A 22,412-nucleotide genomic window follows, 5' to 3' on the forward strand; every position below is an offset into this window, starting at 1 on the left:
TCTACAGGTGGAAACGGTTATCAGTTGCCGTTCGGTTCGGCCGCTCAGGTCAGTGACTCGAGTACGCCCAGCAGCCGGTCGATCTCCTCGACCGTGTTGTAGACGTGCAGGCTGACCCGCACCGATCCCTCCTTCTCGTCCGCGCCGGCCTGGCAGAGGCTGTCGGCGCGCACCATGAAGCCGTGGCTGAAGAGGATGAAGCCCAGGTCGTCGGAGGGGATGTCACGGTGCCGGAAGGTGACGATGCCGTGCCGGCGCTGGGCGGCGGGGAGCGCGGAGCCGGCGGCGAGGCTGTCGGGGCAGCCGAGGACCTCGTACGGGCCGAGGTGCCGCAGCCGGTCGGTCAGCCGGGTCGTGAGACCGGTCGTCCAGCGCGCGATCCGGTCGGGTCCGGCGGCGTCGAGCCAGTCGAGCGCGGCACGCAGCGACACGATGCCCGCCGTGTTGGGCGTCCCCTGCCAGCCGGCCGGCCGGAACACCGGCCCTCGCGCGTTGCGCGCCCACACCGCTCCCGTCCCGGGCAGGGCCATCGCCTTGTGCCCCGAGAAGACCACGAAGTCGACGTCGAGCGCCGGATCCGCGAGGTCGACCGGGAGGTGGCCGACGCTCTGGGCGGCGTCCAGGCAGATCGGCACGTCCGGGCCGACCGCCGCCCGCAGCCGGTGCACGTTCATGTCACCGCCGTAGACGTGGTGGACGTGGGTGGCGGCCACGAACCGGGTGCGCGGACCGACCACCCCGTCGAACGCGCGGTGGTCGTAGTCGCCCGAGACCTCCTGGTACGGCAGTGCCCGCACGCGGACGTGGACACCGCGCTCGGCCAGCAGCCCCCGCGCTTCGAGCCAGGGGTCGAGATTGGCCCGGTGGTCGGCGTACGGCACGAGGATCTCGTCGCCGTCGGAGAGGTACGGGACGAGCCAGTCACGGGCGACGGTGCGCAGTCCCTCGGTGGTGCCGCCGGTGAAGTGGACGCCGGAGCGGTCCGGTTCGGGGTCGTGCAGGAACTCCTTGACCCGTTGCCTGGTCTCCTCCACCAGTTCCGTGGTCCGGTTGGCCCAGGTGTAGGTTCCCCGGCCCGCGTTGGCGTTGGACGTGGTGAGGTAGGTCTGGACGGCCTCCAGTACGGCGCGCGGCTTCTGCGAGGTGGCCGCGCTGTCCAGGTAGGCCGACTCCGGGTGCGCGGTGACGATCGGGAACTGCTCCCTCAGCTCCTCCTGCCACGAGCCCTGTTCGTCGTGGTCCGGTCCGGGGAGCGGACGGGCCGCGTTCATTCCCGCACCAGCGGCGCGCCCGCGTCCCGCCAGGCGACGATTCCGCCGGCCAGGCTGCGGACGTCGGGATGTCCCATCCGGGTCAGCAGCGCGGCGTAGCGCAGGGACTTCTCGCCGACGGGGCAGGCCAGCAGCACCGGCGTGCGCTTGCTGAACGGCAGCCCGCCGCGCACCAGTTCCTCGAAGAGCTCGTCGACGATGTTGACCGAGCCCTCGATGTGCAGGGCCGCGTAGGCGTGCGGGCTGCGCAGGTCGACGACGAGTGGACGGGGGTCGCCCTCCGCGGTCCAGCGGCGGGCGTCGGCGACGGCGACGGCACGGGCCTCCGCCCGGGCCTCGGCGTCGGTGACGGCCGACGCGGAGTGCCCGCGGTGCGTCTGGCCCAGGAGTTCCGGGCGGCGCGCGCGCACGTAGCTGAGGTAGCTCTCGGCCCGGTCGCACACGATGAAGACCGCCGTGCGGCGCTGCCCGGTGCCGTCCAGCTCGGCGTCGGCGTCCCGCAGATGCCGTACGGCCCCTTGGTAGGCGGCGCCTCCGGTCGGTCCCGACAGCAGCCCGCAGCGGCGGATGAGGGTGACCATCCCGTCGACGGCCTCGCCGGAGGTCACCGACTCGATCGTGTCGTAGGTCTCCGGGTCGAACAGGCCGACCTGGTGGACCTCGTCGATGGTGCGGATGCCGGGGATGAAGTCCGACTTGTGGGCGACCAGGCCGAGGACCCGCACCCGCGGGTCGTGCTCGCGCAGGACGCGCGCGACACCGGTCGAGGAACCGGCCGTGCCCACACAGGCGACGAACCAGTCCGGCACCCTGCCGTCCAGGTCCTTGACTATCTCGGGACCGGTGCCCGCCGCGTGCGCCTCGACGTTGCGCGGGTTGAAGTACTGGTCGGTGTGCAGGTAGGTGCTGCCCGGGTCGGAGAGCGCCTGGTGGAAGTGGGTGAGCGGATCGTCGGTGTCGGTCGGGTCGAGGCACTCGCTGCGCCCCGGCAGCTCCTCGATCTCGGCACCGAGGAGCAGCAGCAGCTCCTTGATCTCCGGCACGCGCATCCGGTTGGTGACGCTCTTGAACTTCAGCCCGTGCATGCCGGCCAGCAGCGCCAGGGCCTTGGCCGTGTTGCCGCTGGAGAGTTCCACCACGGTCCCGTCGCCGTCGGCCGCGGCCTCCAGATGGGGCCGGGCCATGTGCCAGGCGGGCCGGTCCTTGACGGACCCGAACGGGTTGAGCATCTCCAGCTTCGCGTAGAGGTCGATGTTGCGCAGCCCGTGCACGGCCGGGTCGATGCGCACCAGCGGTGTGTTCCCGATGGCGTCGGTGATGCTGTCGTACCTCATGCGCTCGTTCCCCCCGGTTGTGTGATCGGCCAGTAGTCCTCGTCCGGGCACCAGTGCCAGGAGCCGCCGTCCCGCTCCACCGCGACCGTCCGCGCGAGCGGCTGGCGCTGCGCGTGGTGCGCGTGGAAGTCCATCGCGTAGCCGGCCGTGTTGGCGAAGGCCAGCAGATCCCCCGCGCGCGGCAGCCGGGGAAGGTGGACCAGGCGCCGGGTGATCAGGTCGGCCTCCAGGCACAGGTTGCCGACGAGGTAGACCCCGACCGGCCCCTCCCCCTCTTCGCTCCCGCCCGGCTCGCCGCCGCGCGGCAGCAGCACCGGGTCCATGAGGACACCGTGTTCCTCCAGGCTCATGTCCCCCGCGTTCATGCCGAGGCGCACCAGGTACCGGCCCGGCTCCTCGCCCGCCGGCCGTACGTCCAGCACCCGGGCCAGCGACAGCCCGCACTGGTCGACCAGGGCGCGGCCCGGCTCGATGTACAGGTCGTGGAGGTGTTCCAGCAGGAGGGTGGCCGCCGGGCGGCCCAGGACCGGCGCGGGCAGCGCGAGCAGTTCGTCGAGGTAGCCGGGGCCGGCGGTGGGGCGGTGGGCGGGGTAGAGCGCGGCGTTCCCGCGCACCGTGCCGCCCTCGTTGCGCAGCCCGTAGCCGTGGCCGCGCCAGGTCAGGGGCGGACGGACGCCGAGCACCGCCTCGCTCAGCGCGGTGGTCCAGCGTTCCCACTCCTCGGCGTCGGCGAGGTAGCCGACGCCGAATCCGCCGCCGATGTCGACGGCGCGCGGGGCGAGTCCCCGAGCCCGGCACCGGTCCATGAACAGCACGCACTGTTCCAGGGCGCGTGCCTTCTCCTCCACGCCGGTGGTGTCCAGGTGGTAGGCGATGCCGGTCAACTCGACGGCGTCCGCGTGCCGCTCGAGAGCCGACAGCAGCGCCTCCGCCTCGCGTACCGGAGTGCCGAAGCGGCTGCGCCGGGAGAGCAGCCGGGTGCCCGTTCCCCCCTGGGCGGTGGCGGACTCGAAGCCCGACAGGCGCGCCAGTACGGCGACCCGGCCCAGCCCGTGCCCGCGCACCAGGCCGGCCAGTTGGTCCAGTTCACCGGGCGAGTCGAGGTTCACCGTCGCACCCACCCGCGCCGCCAGCCACAGGAACGCGGTGTCCTTGGGGCCGGTGGCCATGATCCGGTCACCGGTGAATCCGCAGCTCAGCGCGTGCCGCAGCTCCGCCGACGAGGCGACGTCGATGCCGACGGCGGCGTCCTCGGCCGCCAGCCGCCGCACCAGGGCGCTGGAGCGGTTCGCCTTGTGCGCGAAGTACACGCGCCCGGAGAGGTGGTGGCGGCGGTAGACGGCACGGAAGCGTGCCGCGTTCTCGGCGACGACCTCGGGCAGCAGCACGTTGAGCGGCGATCCCAGGGCGTCGACGAGTGAGTGCAGAAACGTTTGGGCCCTCAGCAGTGAGGCGAGCGGCGGATCGACCCGCGGCCTCAGGTACAAGGGCACGTCCACGAAGACCCCTCCCGTGTCGTCCGGCCGTCGTTGCGACGGTCGTTCGGGAGTAGTCGTTTCCAGGTACACCCGTCACTAAGCCTCACCGGGTCGCGGCCAGGCCGGAGTTCGGTACTCGGGCGCCGTACCCGCCGGTACCCGGGCGGGTGCGCTGCCCGGGCGGGCGGTGAGTCCCTCCCGGGTACCCCCTCGGTGACGCGTCCGCCCTCCAGGAGGGCGATGCGGTCGGCGCGGCGGACGGGCGCCGGTCCGACGTCCCGCGCCGGTCAGCGGTGCAGGGCGGTCAGCGGTGCAGTGCGGTCTCGTGCCCCATGTGGGACAGCTTCTCGGGGTTGCGCACGGCGTAGAGCCCCGTGACGAGGCCGTCGTCGATGCGCAGCGCGACGACGGTGTCGATCGCGCCGTCGATGCGCAGGACCAGCGCCGGGTGGCCGTTGACCTGCACCGGCCACAGGGCCGCGCCGGCGGGGAGCCTGCCCATGCCGGCGTGCAGCAGCCGGGCCACCTTGTCGGCGCCCACGATGGGCCGCGGGACGGCCTGCTTGATGCCGCCGCCGTCGCCCAGCAGGACGACATCCGGCGCGAGGATGTCGAAGAGCCCCTGCAGGTCGCCCGTTCGCACCGCCCGCCGGAAGGCGTCGAGCGCGCCTCGGGTCTCGGCCGGTGACACGGTCCCGCGCGGCCGCCGCGCCGCGACATGGGCCCGGGCCCGGTGCGCGGTCTGGCGGACCGCGGCCGGTTTCCTGCCGACGGCTTCCGCGATCTCGTCGTAGCCGAGGCCGAACACCTCGCGCAGCACGAACACCGCCCGCTCGGTCGGTGTGAGCGTCTCCATCACCAGCATCATCGCCATCGAGACGCTGTCGGCGAGTTCGACGTCCTCGGCCACGTCGGGCGAGGTCAGCAGCGGCTCGGGCAGCCAGGAGCCCACATAGGACTCCTTGCGGCGGCCGAGCGTGCGCAGTCGGCTCAGCGCCTGGCGGGTGGTGATCCGGACCAGGTACGCGCGCCGGTCCCGCACGGTGGCGAGATCGACGTCCGCCCAGCGCAGCCAGGTCTCCTGCAGGACGTCCTCGGCGTCGGCGGCCGAGCCGAGCATCTCGTAGGCCACGGTGAACAGCAGGTTGCGGTGGGTGATGAACGCGTCGGTGGCGGGACCCGCGCCCCCGCCGTCGGCCGGCCTCTCGGCCACGTACCCGTCGCGCTCACCGTGCCGGCTCCTCACGACTGCTCCCACCTGTTCGCTCTCGTCGACTGCCACGCGCACAGGACGCCGGGGATGGCCGTTCCGTGACATCCCCACGTGGTGGCACACGTCACATCACTGCCCCGTCACAGGCGGCGGACGGCCGGCATCTCGTGTTCGACCGATGCGCCACCCCACGTGAGGACGATGTCATGGACGCCCGATTCAACCTGTTCGAGAACGAGCTCGCCGCCCGGTTCGCCAAGCGCTTCGCCGGAATCGCGCTGGTGCTCCAGGACTCACCGCTGCCGAAGTCCACGCAGGAGCTGGTGTCGCTGCGCGCCAGCCAGATCAACGGCTGTGGTCACTGCATCGACATGCACACCAAGGAGGCCGCGGCCGCCGGTGAGAGCGCGGTCCGGCTCCATCTGGTCGCCGCCTGGCGCGAGTCCACGGTGTTCACCGAGGCCGAGCGGGCCGCTCTGGCGCTCGCCGAGGAGGGCACCCGGCTCGCCGACGCCCATCCGGGTGTGTCCGACGAGACCTGGGCCCTGGTGCGCAAGCACTACGACGACGACCGGATCGCCGCGCTGGTCGTCCTCGTCGCCGTGATCAATGCCGCCAACCGGCTGGCCGTGATCGTGCACCAGAGGGGCGGCTCCTACGAGCCGGGCATGTTCGCCGCCGCACTCGGCTGACGGTCCTCTCCCGCCGGCCTTCTTCCGCCGAGCTGCGATCGCAGGCCCTGAACGTCGAGGAGTCCGCACGACTCATCGAGCGGATGGTGGGAGACGTGGGCGTGGAGCGGGTGACCGAGAGCATGGACGGGCTGCACTGGTTCAAGAGCAGCCGCAGCGGGTCGGACGGCGGCGACTGCGGGGAGGTGGCCACCGGTCTCGACGCCGTGTACGCAAGGGCCTCCAAGGCCGCGGGCGACGGACCGGTGCTGCGGGTCGGCCGGGGCGAGTGGGCGGCGTTCATGGCGCTCGCGGCGGGCGGGCCCGGCGTCCGACGACGCGCGTCCGGCCCGCACCGCGCGTGCGGTCCGGGCCGGACGGGGCCGGAGGCGGATCGGGCTCACGCCCGCGGTGCCGGCTCCTGGGTGAAGACCGCGTGGAGGCGGCGGGTGTGGTCGACCCGGCGTTCCGGGCCGGTCAGGGTGACCCTCGCCGTCAGGCGGGCGTCGGTGCTCGACGTGGCGAGGCGGAGCTCCAGCTCCCCCGGTTCCACGATCCGGTGACCGTCGCGGCCGGTGAAGGAGGCCACGTCGGCCGGGACGGTGACGCGGACGCGGCGCGCCTCCCCCTGCTCCAGCGGTACCCGCGTGTAGCCGACGAGGCGCTGCACCGGCTGGACGACGGAGGCGACCGGGTCGTGCAGATAGAGCTGGACGACCTCGGTGCCGGCCCGTCCGCCGGTGTTGCGGACGGTCAGGGCGAGGGTGAACTCGCCGTCCGTCGGCGCCTCTTCGGCGTCCACGGCGAGGTCGCTCCAGGCGAACTCCGTGTACGTCAGGCCGTGGCCGAAGCCGAACGCGGGGGTCGGGTCGATGTTGGACACCTCGCTGACCTGGGCCAGCCGCGCACCGAGGTAGGTGGTCGGCTGGGCGCCCGGGCCGCGCGGCACGCTGACCGGGAGCCGTCCGGAGGGGTTCGTGCGGCCGCTGAGGACTCCGGCGATCGCGTGGGTGCCCGCGACGCCGGGGAAGAAGGACTGCACGATCGCCGCCGACTCGGTGACGGCGCGGCCGAGCGCGTACGGCCGGCCGGCGAGCAGCACGGTCACCACCGGCCTGCCGGAGTCGAGCAGCGCGTCGAGCAGGTGCTGCTGGGCGCCGGGCAGGGCGAGGGACTCCGCGTCGCAGCCCTCACCGCTGGTGCCGCGGCCGAACAGGCCCGCGCGGTCGCCGAGGACGGCGATCACGACGTCCGCGTCCCGGGCCGCCTCCACCGCCTCGCCGATGCCGGCGAGGTCCCCGTCGTCGACGCCGGTGCCTCGGGCGACCGTGATGTCCGCGTCGGGGAACTCGGCGGCCAGGGTGTCGCGCAGGGTGGGCAGGTCGATCCCGACGGGGACGTCCGGGTGCTGCACGCCCACGTGCTGGGGGAAGGAGTAGCAGCCCAGGACGGCCGTGGCCTCGGTCGCGTTGGGGCCGACCAGGGCGATGCGGCGCGGCGCGGCGAGCGGCAGGGTGCCGTCGTTGGTGAGCAGGACGACCGCCTTCTCGGCGATCTCGCGGGCCAGTTCCCGGTTCTCGGGCCGGTCCAGGTCGACCCTGCCGCGCAGGGCGTCCGGGTCGTCCAGGTCGACGCCGTCGAGCGCGGGCGGGACCGGGCTCCAGTCCGGGTCGAGCAGGCCGAGCGCCGCCTTCTGGCCGAGGACGCGGCGCAGGGCGCGGTCGATGAGCGCCTCCGGGACGCGGCCAGCGGTGACGGCCTCGACGAGCGGCGCGCCGAACGTCTTGACGGTGGGCAGTTCGACGTCGACGCCCGCCGTGAGCGCGGCGCCCGCGGCGTCGGCGAAGTCGGCGGCGATGCCGTGCAGGGTCTTGAGGAAGGCGATGCCGAAGTAGTCGGCGACGACGGTGCCGTCGAAGTGCCAGGTGTCGCGGAGCAGTCCGGTCAGCAGGCTCTCGTCGGCCGCGGCGGGGACGCCGTCGGTGTCCGTGTAGGAGTGCATCACGGAGCGGGCGCCGCCCTCGCGGATCGCCATCTCGAACGGCGGCAGCAGGACGTCGGCCCGTTCGCGGGCGCCCATGGACGAGGGGGCGAGGTTGCGTCCGGCGCGGGAGGCCGAGTAGCCGACGAAGTGCTTGAGGGTGGCGACGATCCCGGCGGACTCCAGGCCCTGGACGTACGCGGTGCCGATGGTGCCGACGAGGTAGGGGTCCTCGCCGATGGTCTCCTCCACCCGGCCCCAGCGGGCGTCGCGCACCACGTCGAGGACGGGGGCGAGGCCCTGGTGGATGCCGACGGACCGCATGTCGCGGCCGATGGCGGCGGCCATGCGGCGCACCACGTCCGGCTCGAAGGTGGCGCCCCAGGACAGCGGGACGGGATAGGCGGTGGCGCCCCAGGCGGCGAAGCCGGCCAGGCACTCCTCGTGCGCGACGGCGGGAATGCCGAAGCGGCCCGCCGAGGTGATGCGGGACTGGGTGCGCAGCAGGGAGAGCGCGCCGAGCGCCGGGTCGACGGGTGCGGTGCCGAAGGGGCGGGTCAGCTGGCCCAGTCCGGCGGGAAGGAGCGCGTCGAGGTCGACGGCCTCCTCCATGTCGTGCTGGTGCGGGGCCACTTCGCCGCCGTTGGCGGACGCGCCGACCCACACGCCGTACAGCTGGGCGATCTTCTCGTCCAGGGACATCGCGCCGATGAGCGCGTCGACCCGGGCGGCGACGGGGTGGGCGGGATCGTTCCACAGGGGGATCTCGGGGGTGGTCTCTACGGCCACGTCGGCAGTCACTTTCCTCCGACACCCATCAGCCCCTGGACCAGGGCACGACGGGCGAACAGGTAGACGAGCAGGATGGGCACCATGGACAGCACCACGGCCCCCAGGAGACCGGGGATGTCGATGCCGTGTTCGGTCTGGAAGTTGTACAGACCCAGGGTGACCACCTTGCTGGAGTCGGACTGGGTCAGGACGAGCGGGAACAGGAAGCCGTTCCATGCCTGGAGCGCGGAGAAGACCACGATGGTGGACAGGCCGCCCCTCGACAGCGGCAGGACGAGCTGGAGGAACATGCGCCGCGGGCTGGCGCCGTCCATGGCCATGGCCTCGTACAGCTCCGGGGAGATGTCACGCATCGCGCCGCTGAGGATCAGCGCCGACATCGGCAGGCAGAACGCGGCCGTGGGCAGGATGACGCCGAGCAGGTTGTCGTAGAGCCCGGCCTCACTGATCAGGTAGAACATCGGCACGATGACGGCCTGGGCGGGGATGGCGAGGCCGAGCAGGAACAGCCGGAAGATCGCCGACGTGGTCCGGCCGCGGCTGCGGACGATCGCGTAGGCGAGCGGCGGTACCAGCAGCAGCACGATGCCGATCACGCAGGCGGTGACGACGAGCGTGTTGAGGAAGTACTGGCCGAAGCCCGAGTCGAAGGCACCGGTGTAGTTGTCCAGGGTGAAGCTGTCCGGGAGGGAGACCGGGCCGTTCTCGGCGTAGTCCTGGCGGGTGCGCAGGGTCGCGGCGAGCATCACGTACAGCGGCAGGCCGACCAGGAAGAGCCAGAAGAGCGAGCCGACGCCGGCCACGTAGTTCGGTCGGCGCCTCATGACACACCCTCCATGGAGCTGCGCATCTTGTCGTAGCCGGAGACCCGGACGACGATCAGCGAGATGATCGTGGCCGCGACGACCAGGGCCAGGGCGATCGCGGAGCCGGTGCCGTAGTCGAAGCTCTTGAACGCCTTGTCGTACATGTAGTAGGCGCTGATGGTGGTGTCGGTGCCGGGGCCGCCCTGGGTCAGGATGAGGACCGTCTCGAACGTGGTCAGGCCGCCGACGATCATCAGGATCATCGAGGTGATCATCGCGTTGCGCAGCTGCGGCAGCGTGATGTGGAAGAACTGCCGGTAGCGGCCCGCCCCGTCGATCTCCGCGGCCTGGTAGAGCACCTGCGGGATCGCGCGGGCGGCGCCCTGGTAGATCAGGGTGTGGAAGGGCGTGAACTGCCAGGTGCTGACGAACGCCAGCACCCCGATGGCGGTGGCCTGTTCACCGAACAGGTTGCCGTCGCCGAACAGCCAGGTGGCGTCGGCCGGGATGCCGAAGTTCGGGTCGAGCAGCGCCCGCCACAGCACGGAGACGGCCGTCGCGGACAGCAGGAGCGGAATGAAGTAGATGACGGACAGTACGGCCCGGTTGCGCTGGTGGCCGGCGGCCCAGACGCCGAGCAGGATGCTCAGCGGCGTCTGGATGACCACGCCGAGCACGGTCAGCAGCAGGGTCAGCCAGATGCTCTTGAGCATCACCGGGTCGTCCATCAGGCGCGACCAGTTGTCCGTGCCGACGAACTCGGGCGAGCTGAGCCCGTCCCAGCTCATGAAGGACAGCACCGCCACCATGATCAGCGGGGTGATCGCGAAGAGGGCGAAGAACACTGCGGCGGGCAGCGCCCAGGCGAAGCCGGGGCGTCCCACCTTCGTTGCGGACGAGGCGGGCGGCCGCCGCCGGGGCCCCTTGCGGGGTCCGGCGGCGGGCCGGGCGCTCGTGGTCTTTGTGGTCATGAGCCGTTCGTCACTCGGTCGGGAGGGCCTGCATGGCCTCGATGAAGCCGTCCGTGTCGAGCTGTCCGTTGAAGAACTGCTGGATGGCCTTGTGCAAGTCCGAGCTCGCCTTCTGCGGGTACGCCTGGTCCCAGGAGAGCTGGAACGACGGGGCGTCGGCGACCAGGTCGTACTGGAAGCGCGAGTACTCGGGGTTGCCCGAGCTCTCGATGAACTTGTCGGTGTTGGTCGTGGTCGGCAGGTTGCCGATGTCCAGCTGCGCCTTGACGAAGTCGTCGGAGTACATGAGCTTCAGGAACTCGGCGACGGCCTCGGGGTGCTTGGTCCTCTTCATCACCGAGTAGTAGTTGTTGGTGTTGCCGGCGATGCTCTTCGGGTCGCCCTTGCCGCCCTCGACGGTCGGGAAGGCGGTGTAGCCGAGGTCCTTCTCGGCGAACTCCGGGTGGTCCGTGAGCTGCTGGGAGTAGTACCAGGAGCCCATCAGCTCGAAGCCGGCCCTGCCCGAGGACACCAGCTGGACCGAGCCGCCGTTGGTGTACTTGACGGAGTCGTAGTTCTTGCCGAAGGCGCCGGTGTCGACGAGCTCCTTGATCATGCTCAGGGCCTTCTTGCTGTCCGCGCTCTCCCAGGCGCTCTTGTCACCCCCGACGGCCTTCTCGAACAGGCCCGGGCCGGCGACGCGGTCGTAGAGGTACTGGAACCACATCTGCGTCGGCCAGACGTCGCCGCCGCCGAGCGCGATCGGCGTGACGCCCTGGTCCTTGAGCTTCTCCACCGCGTCGAGCAGTTCGTCCCAGGTCTTCGGCGGCTCGACGCCCGCCTCGTCGAGGACCTTCTTGTTGTGGAAGAGCAGGACCGGCTGGGTGCCGCGCATCGGGATGCCGTACGGCTTGCCGTCGACGGCGGCGTTGTCGAAGACGGACGGGAGGAACTTGTTCTCCAGGTCCGGGTCCTTCTCGATGAAGTCGTCCAGCGGCATCAGCAGACCGGCCTTGACGAACGGCTTGATGCTGCCGCCGCCCCAGTTGAAGAAGACGTCGGGCGCCTGCGGGGTGCTGATGATCGTCTGCAGCTTCTTCTGGTAGTCCGCGCCGGGGATGGTGTCGAGGACGACCTTGACGTCGGACGTCTTGTTGAACGTCTCGACGATGCGCTTCTCGACCTTGTTGCTGGCGTCCCCGTAGACCAGGACATGGATCTTGCCGTCGTCCCCCGACGCCCCGCCGTTTCCGTCACCGCAGGCCGAGAGACTCAGTGCCAGGGCGAGCGCCGCGCCGGAGGCGACCAGTCTGGGCAAGCGCGCACGTGTCTTCATCGTTCGCCTTTCGAAAGTTTCGGCGCCATCACCGAAAGTCCATGCCGAGGGACAGTAGGTCAGACCGGAGTTTCGGTCAACGGTCGGAGCGGTACTCGCCCAAACCGTTATCGACGGACAGTGCCCTATCCTGCGGGTATGCACGATGAAGACGAGGCGGACGGCAGAGTGACCCTGGCCGCGGTCGCGAAAGAGGCAGGCGTTTCGATGCCGACAGTTTCGAAGGTCCTCAATGGCCGTTCGGATGTCTCCCGCACGACCCGGGCCAAGGTCGAACGGCTTCTCGATGCCCACGGCTACCGCCGGCGCAGCCAGGCGGCGCCCCGCTCCCCGCTCATCGAACTCGTCTTCCACGAGCTGGACAGCATCTGGGCGATGGAGCTGATCCGGGGGGTGGAGAACGTCGCCAAGGAGAACCGCGCGACGGTGGTGCTCACCGAGAGCGGCACCCGGCACACGCCCGCACCGGAGTGGCTCCCCGGCGTGCTGCGGCGCCGGCCGCTGGGCGTCGTGCTGGTCTTCTCCACGCTTCCGGCGGACATCAAGCGTCAACTCGGTGCGGCGGCCATCCCGTTCGTCGTCATCGACCCGGCGGGCGATCCGGATCCGGACGTGCCCTCGGTCGGCTCCGCGAACTGGGCCGGCGGCCTCGCCGCCACCCGCCACCTCACCGACCTGGGCCACGAACGGGTCGCCGTCATCACCGGCCCGGAGGACATGCTGTGCTCACTCGCCCGCCTCGACGGCTACCGCTCGGCCATGGCGATGGCGGGCCTGGAGAGCGACCCCCGCCTGACACGCTTCGGCGACTTCCACGTCCAGGGCGGCTTCGAGCACGCCATGGACCTGCTGGAGGGGCCGGACCGGCCGACGGCGGTCTTCGCGGGCAGCGACCTCCAGGCGCTCGGCGTACTGGAGGCGGCACGGGTCAAGGGCCTGCGCGTGCCGGAGGACCTGTCGGTGGTCGGCTACGACGACGTGCCCCTGGCCCAGTGGTCGAGCCCGCCGCTCACCACGGTCCACCAGCCGCTGCGGCACATGGCCGAGGAGGCGGCCCGCATGCTGCTGCGCCCCCACGCCCCCGGTGCGGCCGCCGCACAGCGCATCGAGCTGGCGACGCACCTGGTGACACGGCAGAGCACGGCCCCGCCCGCGGGGCATGACGTGACGGACCGCCCGGGAAACCCCGACGCCGCCCGCCCGGCCGGGGGCTGACGCGCGATTCCCCGGTCACGGGTGTGCGCCCGTGCCCCTTGTCTCCCCGGCTGGTCCGGCGGGGTGCCGGACAGCGGAATCCGGGTACTCGCCCGCTGCCGTACAGCCGACCGTCGCGGACCACCGCGCCATGAGGAAGGAGCTCGCCTCATGCAGCATGACGAGATCATCGGGAAAGTGCAGGCGCTCACCCGGCTTCCGGACCGGGGATCGGCCGAGCGTGCGACCCGGGCCGTGCTCGGCACGCTGGCCGAGCGGCTGCCCCCCGGGCTGGCGAACCACGTCGCCGCCCAGCTGCCGCCGACCCTGACCGCTCCCATCCGCCAGGCCACCGACTCCCCCGACGACGGCCCCGTGCGCACCTCGGGCGAGCCCTTCGACCTGACCGCGTTCGCCGGGCGGATCGCCTCACGCGCGGAGACGGACGAGGACGCCGCCCTGCGCCAGGCCGCCGCCGTGTTCGAAGTGCTCGACGCCGCCCTCGCTCCCGAACTGACGGAGAAGGTGGCCGGGGCGCTCCCCTCGGACATCCGGATCCTGCTGCCCGTCGGCCGTGCCGCCGAGGGCGCGGACTGAGGAGGTGACCGGGCGTGGTCTCCGCATCCGTGTCCCTGTCCGTGACGGTGCCCTCGGACGGTGCCGGCCTGCTCGGTGACCTGGACCTTCCCGCCGCGGCGCGAGGGGTGGTGCTGTTCGCGCACGGCAGCGGCAGCTCGCGGCTCAGCCCCCGCAACCGGGCCGTGGCCGCCGCGCTGCGGGGCACGGGGTTCGGCACGCTGCTGCTGGACCTGCTGACCGAGGAGGAGGAACGCGAGGACGCCGTCACGGACCGCCACCGCTTCGACATCGGCCTGCTGGCCCGGCGCCTGGCGCATGCCCTCGACTGGCTGGAGCGGCGTCCGGACACCGCGGATCTTCCGGTGGGCCTGTTCGGGGCGAGTACGGGAGCGGGGGCGGCCCTGGTGACGGCCGCCGAACACCCCCGGCGGGTCTCGGCGGTCGTGTCGCGGGGCGGACGCCCGGACCTGGCGGGTGACGCGCTCGAACGGGTCGCGTGCCCGGTGCTGCTCGTCGTGGGCGGTGACGACGAGACGGTGCTGGGCCTCAACCGTGAGGCCGCCGGCCGGCTGTCCGCGGCGCACCGCGTCCACGTCGTGCCCGGCGCGACCCACCTCTTCCCCGAGCCGGGAGCCCTGGAACAGGTGGCCGGCCTCGCCGCCGACTGGTTCCGCGGGCATCTGTGACCGGACGTCTACGGCCGGACGCGGCGACGGGCCGCGGCGTGGTGCATTCCGCGGCCCGCCCGTGTTCAGCTCGTGGTGCAGGAGACGGTCGGCCAGGTCCAGTTGCCGTTGGCCTGGATCGTCACCCCCCAGCTGTTGCCGCTGCCGTTGGGCCTGGCGACGAGCGTCTGGCCGTCCGAGTAGGAGGTGCTGACGTTCCAGCTCGCGGAGACCTTCGCCGGCGACGGCACCTTCATGGTCACGGTCCAGTCGTTCGAACCGCTCACCGAGACGTCGAGGTTGTACCGGTCGCTCCAGCGGCTGCCCGCGGACAGGGCCGCGGTACACGCGCCGCCGCCACCTCCGCCACCGCCCCCGCCGCCCGAGCCGTCGGGGGCCACGGCCCGGCCGGTCCCCGGGGAGATCATCCCGGTGCACAGGCCCTTCGACGCCAGGGTCTGCGCGATGCGGGGGATGGCGGCGACGGTGTTGGCCGGCCAGTCGTGCATCAGCATGACCTGGCCGTTGGTGAGCCTGGAGGCGGCCTGCACGATGGCGTCGGTGCTCGCGTTGTTCCAGTCCTGCGAGTCGACGTCCCAGATGATCTCGGTCAGGCCGTACTTGGCTGCGACCGAACGCAGTGTCGAGTTGGTCTCCCCGTACGGCGGACGGAACAGCTTCGGTGTGCCGCCGCCGGCGGACGCGATCGCCTGCTGGGTGCGGGAGATCTCCGAGTCCATCTGCGCCTGGCTCAGCTGGGTCATGTGCGGGTGTGTGTAGCTGTGGTTGGCGACCCACATGCCGGCGTCCACCTGGGCCTTGACCAGGGAGGGATGGGCGGCGGCGTACTGGCCCTGGTTGAACATCGTGGCCCGCAGGCCGTTCTGCTTCAGCGCGTTGAGCAGGCCGGGTGTGCTGCTGCCGGAGGGGCCGTCGTCGAAGGTGAGTGCGACGTACCCGTTGCAGGCGGCGGCGTGCGCCGGGGCGGCGTCGAGGGCCGAGGTCACGGTGCCCGCCAGGGTCAGGGCGGCGACGGCCAGTCCCGACACCAGCGACCGGATGGCCGGCTGTCGTTTTCCGGTGGTCATGTGCGGTGGTCCTCCTCGGGGGGAATCAGCCGGCGCTGCAGGAGACCGTCGGCCACGTCCAGTTGCCGTTGGCCGTGATCGTCGCGCCCCAGTTGCCGCCGCCGTTGGGCTTGGCGACGAGGGTCTGGCTGTCGGGGTAGGACGCGCTGACGTTCCAGGTCGAGGAGACCTTCGCCGGGGAGGGGACCCTCATCGTCACGGTCCAGTCGCTGGAGCCGCTCACCGAGACGTTGAGGTTGTAGCGGTCGCCGAACTTCTCGCCGGCCGACAGAGTCGCGTTGCAGCCGCCGTTGTTGCCGCCGCCACCGCCTCCGCCACCGCCGGAGCCGGACTCGCTCACCGTGATGTTGGAGCTGCCGCTGCTCTGGTAGCCCTCGGTGGCCATGATCATGTAGTTGTGGTTGCCCAGGTTCATCCCCTTGCCGGCCCACGCGTCGAAGTGGTTGCCGCTGGTGATGGTGCCGCCGGTGCGCTTCGACTGCCGGACGCTCCAGTACTGGTCGAAGGTCCTGGTGCCCTCGATGGAGGGGGCGTTGTACCGGGTGGTCTTGTAGATGTCGTACGTGCCGCCGTCGGTGGTGACGGTGCCCTTGTACTCGCCGGTGGGCCGGTAGGTGCCCCAGTTGTCGACGATGTAGTACTCGATGAGCGGGCTGGTGGTCCATCCGTAGAGCGTCAGGTACGCGTTGCCGGACGGGTTGAAGGAGCCGGAGTAGCTGACGGTCTTGCGACCGCCGGTGCTCCAGCCCTTGCCGGCGACGAAGTTGCCGGTGTTCCTCCACTGGGTGCTGTAGTTGCCGCCGGATCCCAGGTCCATGGAGACGGTTCCCTGGGAGTCGGTCCAGAACGAGTACCACCAGCCGTTGTTGGTGCCGGTCTGGTTCGTGGTGACGGCGGCGGTGGCGGTGGTGGCGGTCAGGAGCAGCGCGGTGACGGCGGCCAGCGCGATGGTCCAGACTCTCCTGACGCTGAGCAGCGGGCGGCCGCGTCTGCGGCTCCTCGGGTGGACGGACACGTTCATGTGTGCGCCTCCTGTGACGGCTCGATGGGGAGGTCGATGCCGGACAGTGTTGGCCTGCACGCGTCAACCGTCAACAGTTTCGGTAATACTTTCGAAATCTTCGGACCATCGACGATGGCCGCAGCTCACCATTTTGCCAGTTCAGAGTGGACACCAGATCGACGGGACGCAGCACCCCCGCCAGATGGAGTGGATGTACACCGAAGTGGAGCCGCCAAGCATCGAAAGTTTCGCCACCGTTCGCTCGCCGAAGTCCGTGGAGCCCGGCGTCGGTTCGCCGCTGCGTGTTCGAGTACGCCCGCTCGTGCCCGGAAGGGAAGTGATCCGCTGTGTGCTCCGCTGCCCGGCGCCCCGGACCACCATCGGTGAACGGCGCCCGTGGGGGAGGACGTCACGGTGGGCACGCCGAGGACCGTGCCGCGCCCCGCGATCCACGCGCGTGTGCGGGCGCCGCCCAGGTCGAGGACGAGACCCGGGCGGCACCGGCACGGCGGCCGGTGCCGCAGGGGTGCCGGGCGGGATGCCGGATCGCGGTCACCGGCCTGCCTCCCTCACCTGCTGGCAGCGTCCGCAGTGGCGGGCCTGGGGGACGATCAGCAGGCGGTGGCGTTCGACGGGGCGGCGGCACAGGTGGCAGGTGCCGTAGTGCCCGGAGTCCATCCGGGCGAGTGCCGCCTCGACGTCGGCGAGCACCGTACGGGCGGAGGCGGCGAGCTTGACGCCCACCTCGGTCCGTGCGGCGTCCGCCCACGGGCGCCGTTCCCCCGCGCGGGTCGCGGAGTCGGCGTCGATCGTACGCAGCTGCTCCTGCCGGAACGACCGCTGTTCGCACAGGTTCTCGCGCAGCGCGGCGAGGTCCTCGGCGGTCAGGACCGTGTCGCGCTCGCCGATGGTCCGGTGGGTCACCACTGCACCCCTTGGGCAGAGCGGGAGAGGAGGACGGGACGGGAGGGGTCAGAGCGCGCGGCGCCGGCAGGCGACGCAGTGCCGGGTGTGCGGGAGGATCTCCAGCCGCTCCGGCGGGACGGCCCTGCCGCAGCCCAGGCAGCTGCCGTAGGTGCCGTCGTCGACGCGGGCGAAGGCCTCGTCGATCTCCGCGAGGACGCCCTTGATGGCGTCCTTCTGCGCGGACACCAGGTGGTCGTCGGGGCTCCGCACGGTTTCGTCGAGGGCCCTGAGCTGTGCCAGCCGGGTCGCGCGGGCGTGTTCGAGGCGCTGCCTGATCTCGTCGGCGGCCGGTGAGGCGGCCCCGGTCCTGGTGCGGGGTTCGGTGCGGGGCAGGTCGAGCGACATGAGCCGTCCTCCTCGGTGACGTACGGGTGACGTCCTCACCCTCGCCCGTACGCCGCCCCGGGCCCATCGGGCGCGCCACCCATCCGTGCGGGGTCCGGGGACCCACCCCGTACGGCATGGGCCGGGCGGGCGGGCGGAAATGGGGCGCGGGGCCCATCGACACGGGCCGTCCGCGCCGGGCACGCTGTCCGCTGTCCGCCGGGACCAGGAGGCCGCTGCCGCATCGGGGGGCGCGGTGACCGACAGTAGAGGCAGACGAGAAAGAGGAAGGCGTGACCTCCGTGTCCCTGTACTGGCGGATCTTCGGGCTGAACGCGGTGGTGCTCGGTACGGCCACCGCGCTGCTGCTGTGGGCCCCGGTGACCGTGTCCGTCCCGGTGCTGCTGACCGAGGCGGTGATCCTGGTCGCCGGGCTCGGCGTCATGCTCGTCGCCAACGCGGCCCTGCTGCGCATCGGCCTCGCCCCGCTGGACCGGGTGACCCGGCTGATGACCACCGTCGACCTGCTGCGCCCCGGTCAGCGGCTGCCCGTGCGCGGGGGCGGTGAGGTCGCGGAACTGGTCAGCACGTTCAACTCGATGCTGGAGCGGCTGGAGGGGGAGCGCGTCGCGAGCAGCGCCCGCGCCATCCTCGCCCAGGAGGCCGAACGGCGCCGCATCGCCCAGGAGCTGCACGACGAGGTCGGGCAGAGCATGACCGCCGTGCTGCTGGCCCTGAAGCGGGCCTCGGACGAGGCGTCCGAGCCGCTGCGCGGAGAGCTCCGGCAGGCGCAGGAGATCACCCGGGGGAGCCTGGACGAGGTCCGCCGGCTGGTGCACCGGCTGCGCCCGGGCGTCCTGGACGATCTCGGCCTGGTCAGCGCGGTCACCTCGCTCGCCACCGAGTTCGCCACGCACACCGGACTGCGCGTGCTGCGCCGCTTCGACTCCGTCCTGCCCGCTCTCGATCACGAGGCGGAGCTGGTGATCTACCGTGTGGCGCAGGAGAGTCTGACCAACGCCGCGCGGCACGCCGGGGCACGGTGCGTGGAGGTGAGCCTGCGCGGTGCCGGCGCGGGTGTCGTCCTCGAGGTCGGCGACGACGGGCGCGGCATCGGTGCCGCGCAGGAGGGCGCCGGGCTGCGCGGGATGCGCGAACGGGCCCTGCTGATCGGCGCCGCGCTGGACGTCTCCGGCCGGGACGGGACGTCCCCGGCCCGGACCGGTACCCGGATCCGGCTGACCGTGCCCGCCGTCAGGAAGCAGCCATGACCCACCAGGACCCCCACGACGACGGCCGCCGGACGCGGACGACGATCCGGATTCTGCTCGCCGACGACCACGCGCTGGTACGGCGCGGTGTCCGGCTCATCCTCGACCGGGAGCCGGACCTGGAGGTGGTCGCCGAGGCCGGCGACGGCGCGGAGGCGATCGCCATGGCCCGCTCCCGGGACGTCGACCTGGCCGTCCTGGACATCGCCATGCCGCGGCTGACCGGTCTGCAGGCCGCCCGCGAACTGGCCGCGCTCAAGCCGGGGCTGCGCATCCTGATGCTGACGATGCACGACAACGAGCAGTACCTGTTCCAGGCGCTCAAGGCCGGGGCCGGCGGCTACGTGCTGAAGTCCGTCGCCGACCGCGATCTGGTCGCCGCCTGCCGGGCCGCGATGCGGGACGAGCCGTTCCTGTACCCGGGGGCGGTGACGGCCCTGATCCGCAACTACCTCGACCGGGTGCGGCACGGGGAGGAGGCGCCCGAGCAGGTGCTGACCCCGCGCGAGGAGGAGGTGCTCAAGCTGGTCGCCGAGGGACACTCGTCGAAGGAGATCGCCGGACTGCTGTTCATCAGCGTCAAGACGGTGCAGCGGCACCGCGAGAACCTGCTGCACAAGCTGGGGCTGCGGGACCGCCTGGAGCTGACCCGCTACGCCATTCGCGCCGGGCTCGTCGAGCCTTGACCGCCGGCCGGCGGCACCGCACCGCCCGCTTCCCGCCGCGCGCCACCCGCTTCCCGTCGCGCGCCGCCGCGGTCCTCGCCGCGCTCGCAGCGGTCCTGCTGACCCTCGGTTCCGGCGGTGACGCCCGGCCGGTCCCCGCCGCCGTCCACCTTTCGGCGTCCCTCTCCCCCACCGCGTACTCGTCCGACACCCGTCCGTACGGCGACGACGCCTACGCCGGTGCCCGCACACCGCTCGTCCGGCCCGAGCGGGACGCCGGCGGGCCCCGCGTACCCGCCGGGCCCCTGTTCCTCGCGGCGGCGCACACACCGCCGGTGCCGCCCCGGCCGGCGCGTCCGGCGCCGGCGGCGGGCCACGCGCCGCCGGCCGCCGCGCACGTGCCCGCCGACCTCGGGCGGGCGCCGCCCGCCCCCTCCAGCACCTGAGGTCCCTCCCCCACCCCTTTTCCCGCGTGCCTGCTGGAGGCAGCCGTGAAACGTCCCGCCCGCGTCAGGGCGCTGTTCGCGTCGGCCGTCGTCGCCGTGTCCGTGTTCGTCGCCGTCACCGTCCCGGTCCGTCTGGGGCTGGATCTGCGGGGCGGCACCCAGATCGTGCTGGAGACCCGCTCCACCCCCACCACCGAGGCCGACGAGGAGGCCACCGACCGCACCCTGGAGGTCCTGCGCGGCCGCATCGACGCGCTCGGCGTCGCCGAACCCGGCATCGTCCGCTCCGGTGACGACCGGATCATCGTCGAGCTGCCCGGCGTACAGGACCCGCGCAGGGCCGCCGAGGTCCTCGGCCGCACCGCGCAGCTCTCCGTCCACCCCGTGCTCGGACCCGGCACGGCCCGGCAGGAGGGGGAACGCGTCCTGCCCGACGAGTCCGGTGAGCGGCTCCGGCTGGGCGGTGCGTCGCTCACCGGCCGGGACGTCGAGGGCGCCGAGGCCCTGTTCGACCAGCAGGGCGGCGCCGGCTGGCACGTCACCGTGGACTTCGAGGACGACGACGGGTGGGCCCGGCTGACCGGTGCGGCCGCCTGCCGTCCGGCGGGCGATCCGCAGCGCCGGGTCGCGATCGTGCTGGACGACAGGATCATCTCCTCGCCGCAGGTCGACCCGTCGGTGGCCTGCGGGGCGGGCATCACCGGAGGGTCCACCCGGATCACCGGTTCCTTCTCCGCCGAGGAGGCCGGGGAACTGGCCCTCCTGGTCCACGGCGGTGCCCTCCCCGTGCCGGTGGAGACGGTGGAGCAGCGGACGGTGGGCCCGACGCTGGGCGCGGAGGCCATCGAGGCCAGCGCCTGGGCGGCCGTGGCCGGTACCTCCCTGACCGCCGTCTTCGTCGTCGCCGTCTACCGGCTCCTGGGCGTCCTGGCCACGCTGGCCCTGCTCTGCCACGGCCTCATCTCCTACGCCGCTCTGGCGGCGCTCGGCGCGACCCTGACGCTGCCCGGCCTCGCCGGTTTCGTGCTCGCCGTCGGTATGGCCGTGGACGCCAACGTGCTGGTCTTCGAACGGGCCCGGGAGGAGTACGGCGTCCGCGGCCGGCCCAGCGGCCGCTCGGCCCTGACCGCCGGGTTCAGGGGCGCCTTCAGCGCCATCGCGGACTCCGGCGTCACCACGCTGATCGCGGCGGCGCTGCTGTTCGTGCTCGCGTCCGGTCCGGTGAAGGGCTTCGGCGTGACGCTGGGCATCGGTGTCCTCGCCTCCATGATCAGCGCCCTGGTGATCACCCGGGTGCTCGCCGAGTTCGCCGTCGCCCGCCGCTGGGTGCACCGCCGTCCCGGGATCACCGGTCTGGCCTCCGCCGGCCGGGTCCGCGCGTACCTCACCCGCCGGGACCCCCGGCTGATGCGGCGCCCGCGCCGCTGGCTGGCGGTCTCCGCCGTCGTCCTCGTCGTCGCCGGCGCGGGCATCGTGGTGCGCGGGCCGAACGTCGGTGTGGAGTTCACCGGCGGCCGGCTGATCGAGTACTCCACCGGCACCGCCGTCGCCCCGGACCGGGCCCGCGCCGCCCTGGCCGACGCCGGCTTCCCGCAGGCCGTCGTGCAGTCCTCCGGGGAGAACCGGCTGACGGTGCGCACCGGGGAGCTGACCGACGCGCAGGCGGTCGAGGTGGCCGACGCCATCGGCGGGGCCGGCGGCGGGGCGGAGAAGGTCCGCGACGAGCTGATCGGCCCGAGCCTCGGCGACGAGCTGCGCCGCAACGCGCTGATCGCGCTCGGTCTGGCACTCGGCGCCCAGCTGCTGTACCTGGCCGCCCGGTTCCGCTGGGTGTTCGGTGCCGGCGCGGTGGGCGCGCTGGCCCACGACGTGATCGTCCTCACCGGTGTCTTCGCGTGGCTGGGCAGGCCGGTCGACGGCGTGTTCCTGGCCGCGCTGCTCACCGTGATCGGTTACTCGGTGAACGACTCCGTCGTGGTCTTCGACCGGATCCGCGAGCTGTGGCGGAAGGACGGCGGGGCGCCCCTGGACCGGGTCACCGACCGGGCGATCCTGCAGACGGTGCCCCGGACGGTCAACACCGGTATCGGGGTGGTCCTCATCCTGGCCGCGCTGGCCCTGCTGGGCGGCGACTCGCTCACCGACTTCGCGCTCGCGCTGCTGATCGGCGTCGCGGTGGGCACGTACTCGTCGGTCCTGACCGCCTCGCCGCTCGCCATCGCACTCGACGCGTACGCCGGCGACGGCCGCCGTCGGGGCCGGGGCGGTTCCGGGCGCGCGACGTCCGGCACCGGGGAGCGCCCGGGCCGGGCCGGGGCCACCGGCCGGGGGAAGTGACGCCGAGCGGTCCCCCCGGAGCCGCGGGCGCGCGCAACGCGC

General features: G+C 72.4%; 20 protein-coding genes and 1 pseudogene. 9 read left to right on the forward strand and 12 right to left on the reverse strand.

Going from position 1 to position 22,412, the window contains the following annotated elements; translation table 11 throughout:
* Nucleotides 1-44 precede the first annotated feature (44 nt).
* The 4 genes from ACF07S_RS21635 to ACF07S_RS21650 all read right to left on the reverse strand — a co-directional run bounded on the left by ACF07S_RS21635 (nucleotide 45) and on the right by ACF07S_RS21650 (nucleotide 5,329).
* Complete coding sequence (locus ACF07S_RS21635) at nucleotides 45-1,271, reverse strand: aminotransferase class V-fold PLP-dependent enzyme (RefSeq protein WP_391974848.1); 1,227 nt, start codon at nucleotides 1,269-1,271, stop codon at nucleotides 45-47.
* Nucleotides 1,268-2,605, reverse strand: coding sequence for a pyridoxal-phosphate dependent enzyme (locus tag ACF07S_RS21640; RefSeq protein WP_391963403.1), 1,338 nt, complete (start codon nucleotides 2,603-2,605; stop codon nucleotides 1,268-1,270). Before ACF07S_RS21640 ends, ACF07S_RS21635 begins: the two co-directional genes overlap by 4 nt.
* The gene (locus ACF07S_RS21645; protein ID WP_391963404.1) at nucleotides 2,602-4,104 is read right to left on the reverse strand and encodes a Y4yA family PLP-dependent enzyme; all 1,503 of its coding nucleotides are present in this window, start codon (nucleotides 4,102-4,104) and stop codon (nucleotides 2,602-2,604) included. Before ACF07S_RS21645 ends, ACF07S_RS21640 begins: the two co-directional genes overlap by 4 nt.
* Nucleotides 4,105-4,387: 283 nt before the next feature.
* A complete protein-coding gene (locus ACF07S_RS21650) occupies nucleotides 4,388-5,329 on the reverse strand; it encodes an RNA polymerase sigma-70 factor (protein ID WP_391963497.1) in 942 nt (313 codons plus the stop codon).
* 173 nt (nucleotides 5,330-5,502) lie between these two features.
* On the opposite strand from ACF07S_RS21650, the gene ACF07S_RS21655 reads away from it, so the two are divergent.
* A complete protein-coding gene (locus ACF07S_RS21655; protein WP_391974849.1) occupies nucleotides 5,503-5,988 on the forward strand; it encodes a carboxymuconolactone decarboxylase family protein in 486 nt (161 codons plus the stop codon).
* Between the two features lie 122 nt (nucleotides 5,989-6,110).
* Nucleotides 6,111-6,263, forward strand: a pseudogene (locus ACF07S_RS21660) (DUF397 domain-containing protein); the annotation flags it as partial.
* A gap of 104 nt (nucleotides 6,264-6,367) precedes the next feature.
* Here ACF07S_RS21660 and ACF07S_RS21665 read toward each other — a convergent pair.
* From ACF07S_RS21665 to ACF07S_RS21680, 4 genes are read right to left on the reverse strand one after another with little or no spacing between them, the layout of a single operon-like run.
* Entirely contained in the window at nucleotides 6,368-8,749 is a 2,382-nt protein-coding gene (locus ACF07S_RS21665; protein ID WP_391974850.1) for a glycoside hydrolase family 3 N-terminal domain-containing protein, read from the reverse strand.
* Nucleotides 8,746-9,564 carry a carbohydrate ABC transporter permease gene (locus ACF07S_RS21670; RefSeq protein WP_391963407.1) on the reverse strand — a complete coding sequence of 273 codons (819 nt, stop codon included), beginning with the start codon at nucleotides 9,562-9,564 and terminating at the stop codon, nucleotides 8,746-8,748. Before ACF07S_RS21670 ends, ACF07S_RS21665 begins: the two co-directional genes overlap by 4 nt.
* A complete protein-coding gene (locus ACF07S_RS21675; RefSeq protein WP_391963408.1) occupies nucleotides 9,561-10,517 on the reverse strand; it encodes a carbohydrate ABC transporter permease in 957 nt (318 codons plus the stop codon). The genes ACF07S_RS21670 and ACF07S_RS21675 overlap by 4 nt, the downstream gene beginning before the upstream one ends.
* Before the next feature lie 10 nt (nucleotides 10,518-10,527).
* Complete coding sequence (locus ACF07S_RS21680; protein WP_391963409.1) at nucleotides 10,528-11,832, reverse strand: ABC transporter substrate-binding protein; 1,305 nt, start codon at nucleotides 11,830-11,832, stop codon at nucleotides 10,528-10,530.
* 138 nt (nucleotides 11,833-11,970) lie between these two features.
* Between ACF07S_RS21680 and ACF07S_RS21685 the strand changes: the two genes are divergently transcribed.
* The 3 genes from ACF07S_RS21685 (at nucleotide 11,971) to ACF07S_RS21695 (ending at nucleotide 14,291) form a co-directional block, all read left to right on the forward strand.
* Nucleotides 11,971-13,047 (forward strand): LacI family DNA-binding transcriptional regulator, encoded by a 1,077-nt coding sequence (locus ACF07S_RS21685; RefSeq protein WP_391974851.1) that lies wholly within the window; start codon nucleotides 11,971-11,973, stop codon nucleotides 13,045-13,047.
* A gap of 150 nt (nucleotides 13,048-13,197) precedes the next feature.
* Complete coding sequence (locus tag ACF07S_RS21690) at nucleotides 13,198-13,623, forward strand: DUF2267 domain-containing protein (protein ID WP_391963411.1); 426 nt, start codon at nucleotides 13,198-13,200, stop codon at nucleotides 13,621-13,623.
* A gap of 14 nt (nucleotides 13,624-13,637) precedes the next feature.
* Nucleotides 13,638-14,291, forward strand: a complete 654-nt coding sequence (locus ACF07S_RS21695) for a dienelactone hydrolase family protein (protein ID WP_391974852.1) — start codon at nucleotides 13,638-13,640, stop codon at nucleotides 14,289-14,291.
* Between the two features lie 65 nt (nucleotides 14,292-14,356).
* On the opposite strand, the gene ACF07S_RS21700 is transcribed toward ACF07S_RS21695, so the two are convergent.
* The 4 genes from ACF07S_RS21700 to ACF07S_RS21715 form a co-directional block, all read right to left on the reverse strand.
* On the reverse strand, nucleotides 14,357-15,358 hold the full coding sequence (locus ACF07S_RS21700; protein ID WP_391974853.1) for a polysaccharide deacetylase family protein: 1,002 nt from the start codon (nucleotides 15,356-15,358) through the stop codon (nucleotides 14,357-14,359).
* Between the two features lie 25 nt (nucleotides 15,359-15,383).
* On the reverse strand, nucleotides 15,384-16,379 hold the full coding sequence (locus tag ACF07S_RS21705; protein WP_391963414.1) for a glycoside hydrolase family 11 protein: 996 nt from the start codon (nucleotides 16,377-16,379) through the stop codon (nucleotides 15,384-15,386).
* A gap of 534 nt (nucleotides 16,380-16,913) precedes the next feature.
* Entirely contained in the window at nucleotides 16,914-17,288 is a 375-nt protein-coding gene (locus ACF07S_RS21710; RefSeq protein ID WP_391963415.1) for a TraR/DksA family transcriptional regulator, read from the reverse strand.
* 45 nt (nucleotides 17,289-17,333) lie between these two features.
* Nucleotides 17,334-17,672 (reverse strand): TraR/DksA family transcriptional regulator, encoded by a 339-nt coding sequence (locus ACF07S_RS21715; RefSeq protein ID WP_391963416.1) that lies wholly within the window; start codon nucleotides 17,670-17,672, stop codon nucleotides 17,334-17,336.
* Nucleotides 17,673-17,944: 272 nt separating this feature from the next.
* Between ACF07S_RS21715 and ACF07S_RS21720 the strand changes: the two genes are divergently transcribed.
* From ACF07S_RS21720 to secD, 4 genes are read left to right on the forward strand one after another with little or no spacing between them, the layout of a single operon-like run.
* Nucleotides 17,945-18,922 carry a HAMP domain-containing sensor histidine kinase gene (locus tag ACF07S_RS21720; RefSeq protein WP_391963417.1) on the forward strand — a complete coding sequence of 326 codons (978 nt, stop codon included), beginning with the start codon at nucleotides 17,945-17,947 and terminating at the stop codon, nucleotides 18,920-18,922.
* Nucleotides 18,919-19,608 (forward strand): response regulator, encoded by a 690-nt coding sequence (locus ACF07S_RS21725; RefSeq protein WP_391963418.1) that lies wholly within the window; start codon nucleotides 18,919-18,921, stop codon nucleotides 19,606-19,608. Before ACF07S_RS21720 ends, ACF07S_RS21725 begins: the two co-directional genes overlap by 4 nt.
* Nucleotides 19,605-20,033, forward strand: coding sequence for a hypothetical protein (locus tag ACF07S_RS21730; protein ID WP_391963419.1), 429 nt, complete (start codon nucleotides 19,605-19,607; stop codon nucleotides 20,031-20,033). The genes ACF07S_RS21725 and ACF07S_RS21730 overlap by 4 nt, the downstream gene beginning before the upstream one ends.
* Before the next feature lie 45 nt (nucleotides 20,034-20,078).
* Nucleotides 20,079-22,370, forward strand: a complete 2,292-nt coding sequence (gene secD, locus ACF07S_RS21735; protein ID WP_391974854.1) for a protein translocase subunit SecD — start codon at nucleotides 20,079-20,081, stop codon at nucleotides 22,368-22,370.
* Nucleotides 22,371-22,412: the final 42 nt, after the last annotated feature.

The organism is Streptomyces sp. NPDC016640, from assembly GCF_043076215.1.
GTDB lineage: Bacteria > Actinomycetota > Actinomycetes > Streptomycetales > Streptomycetaceae > Streptomyces.

Bases quoted from the DNA above. Each gene is read 5' to 3' on its own strand.
- ACF07S_RS21635 (WP_391974848.1), bottom strand. From the start codon at position 1,271: ATGAACGCGGCCCGTCCGCTCCCCGGACCGGACCACGACGAACAGGGC.
- ACF07S_RS21640 (WP_391963403.1), bottom strand. From the start codon at position 2,605: ATGAGGTACGACAGCATCACCGACGCCATCGGGAACACACCGCTGGTG.
- ACF07S_RS21655 (WP_391974849.1), top strand. From the start codon at position 5,503: ATGGACGCCCGATTCAACCTGTTCGAGAACGAGCTCGCCGCCCGGTTC.
- ACF07S_RS21670 (WP_391963407.1), bottom strand. From the start codon at position 9,564: ATGAGGCGCCGACCGAACTACGTGGCCGGCGTCGGCTCGCTCTTCTGG.
- ACF07S_RS21675 (WP_391963408.1), bottom strand. From the start codon at position 10,517: ATGACCACAAAGACCACGAGCGCCCGGCCCGCCGCCGGACCCCGCAAG.
- ACF07S_RS21680 (WP_391963409.1), bottom strand. From the start codon at position 11,832: ATGAAGACACGTGCGCGCTTGCCCAGACTGGTCGCCTCCGGCGCGGCG.
- ACF07S_RS21685 (WP_391974851.1), top strand. From the start codon at position 11,971: ATGCACGATGAAGACGAGGCGGACGGCAGAGTGACCCTGGCCGCGGTC.
- ACF07S_RS21690 (WP_391963411.1), top strand. From the start codon at position 13,198: ATGCAGCATGACGAGATCATCGGGAAAGTGCAGGCGCTCACCCGGCTT.
- ACF07S_RS21700 (WP_391974853.1), bottom strand. From the start codon at position 15,358: ATGACCACCGGAAAACGACAGCCGGCCATCCGGTCGCTGGTGTCGGGA.
- ACF07S_RS21705 (WP_391963414.1), bottom strand. From the start codon at position 16,379: ATGAACGTGTCCGTCCACCCGAGGAGCCGCAGACGCGGCCGCCCGCTG.
- ACF07S_RS21715 (WP_391963416.1), bottom strand. From the start codon at position 17,672: ATGTCGCTCGACCTGCCCCGCACCGAACCCCGCACCAGGACCGGGGCC.
- ACF07S_RS21725 (WP_391963418.1), top strand. From the start codon at position 18,919: ATGACCCACCAGGACCCCCACGACGACGGCCGCCGGACGCGGACGACG.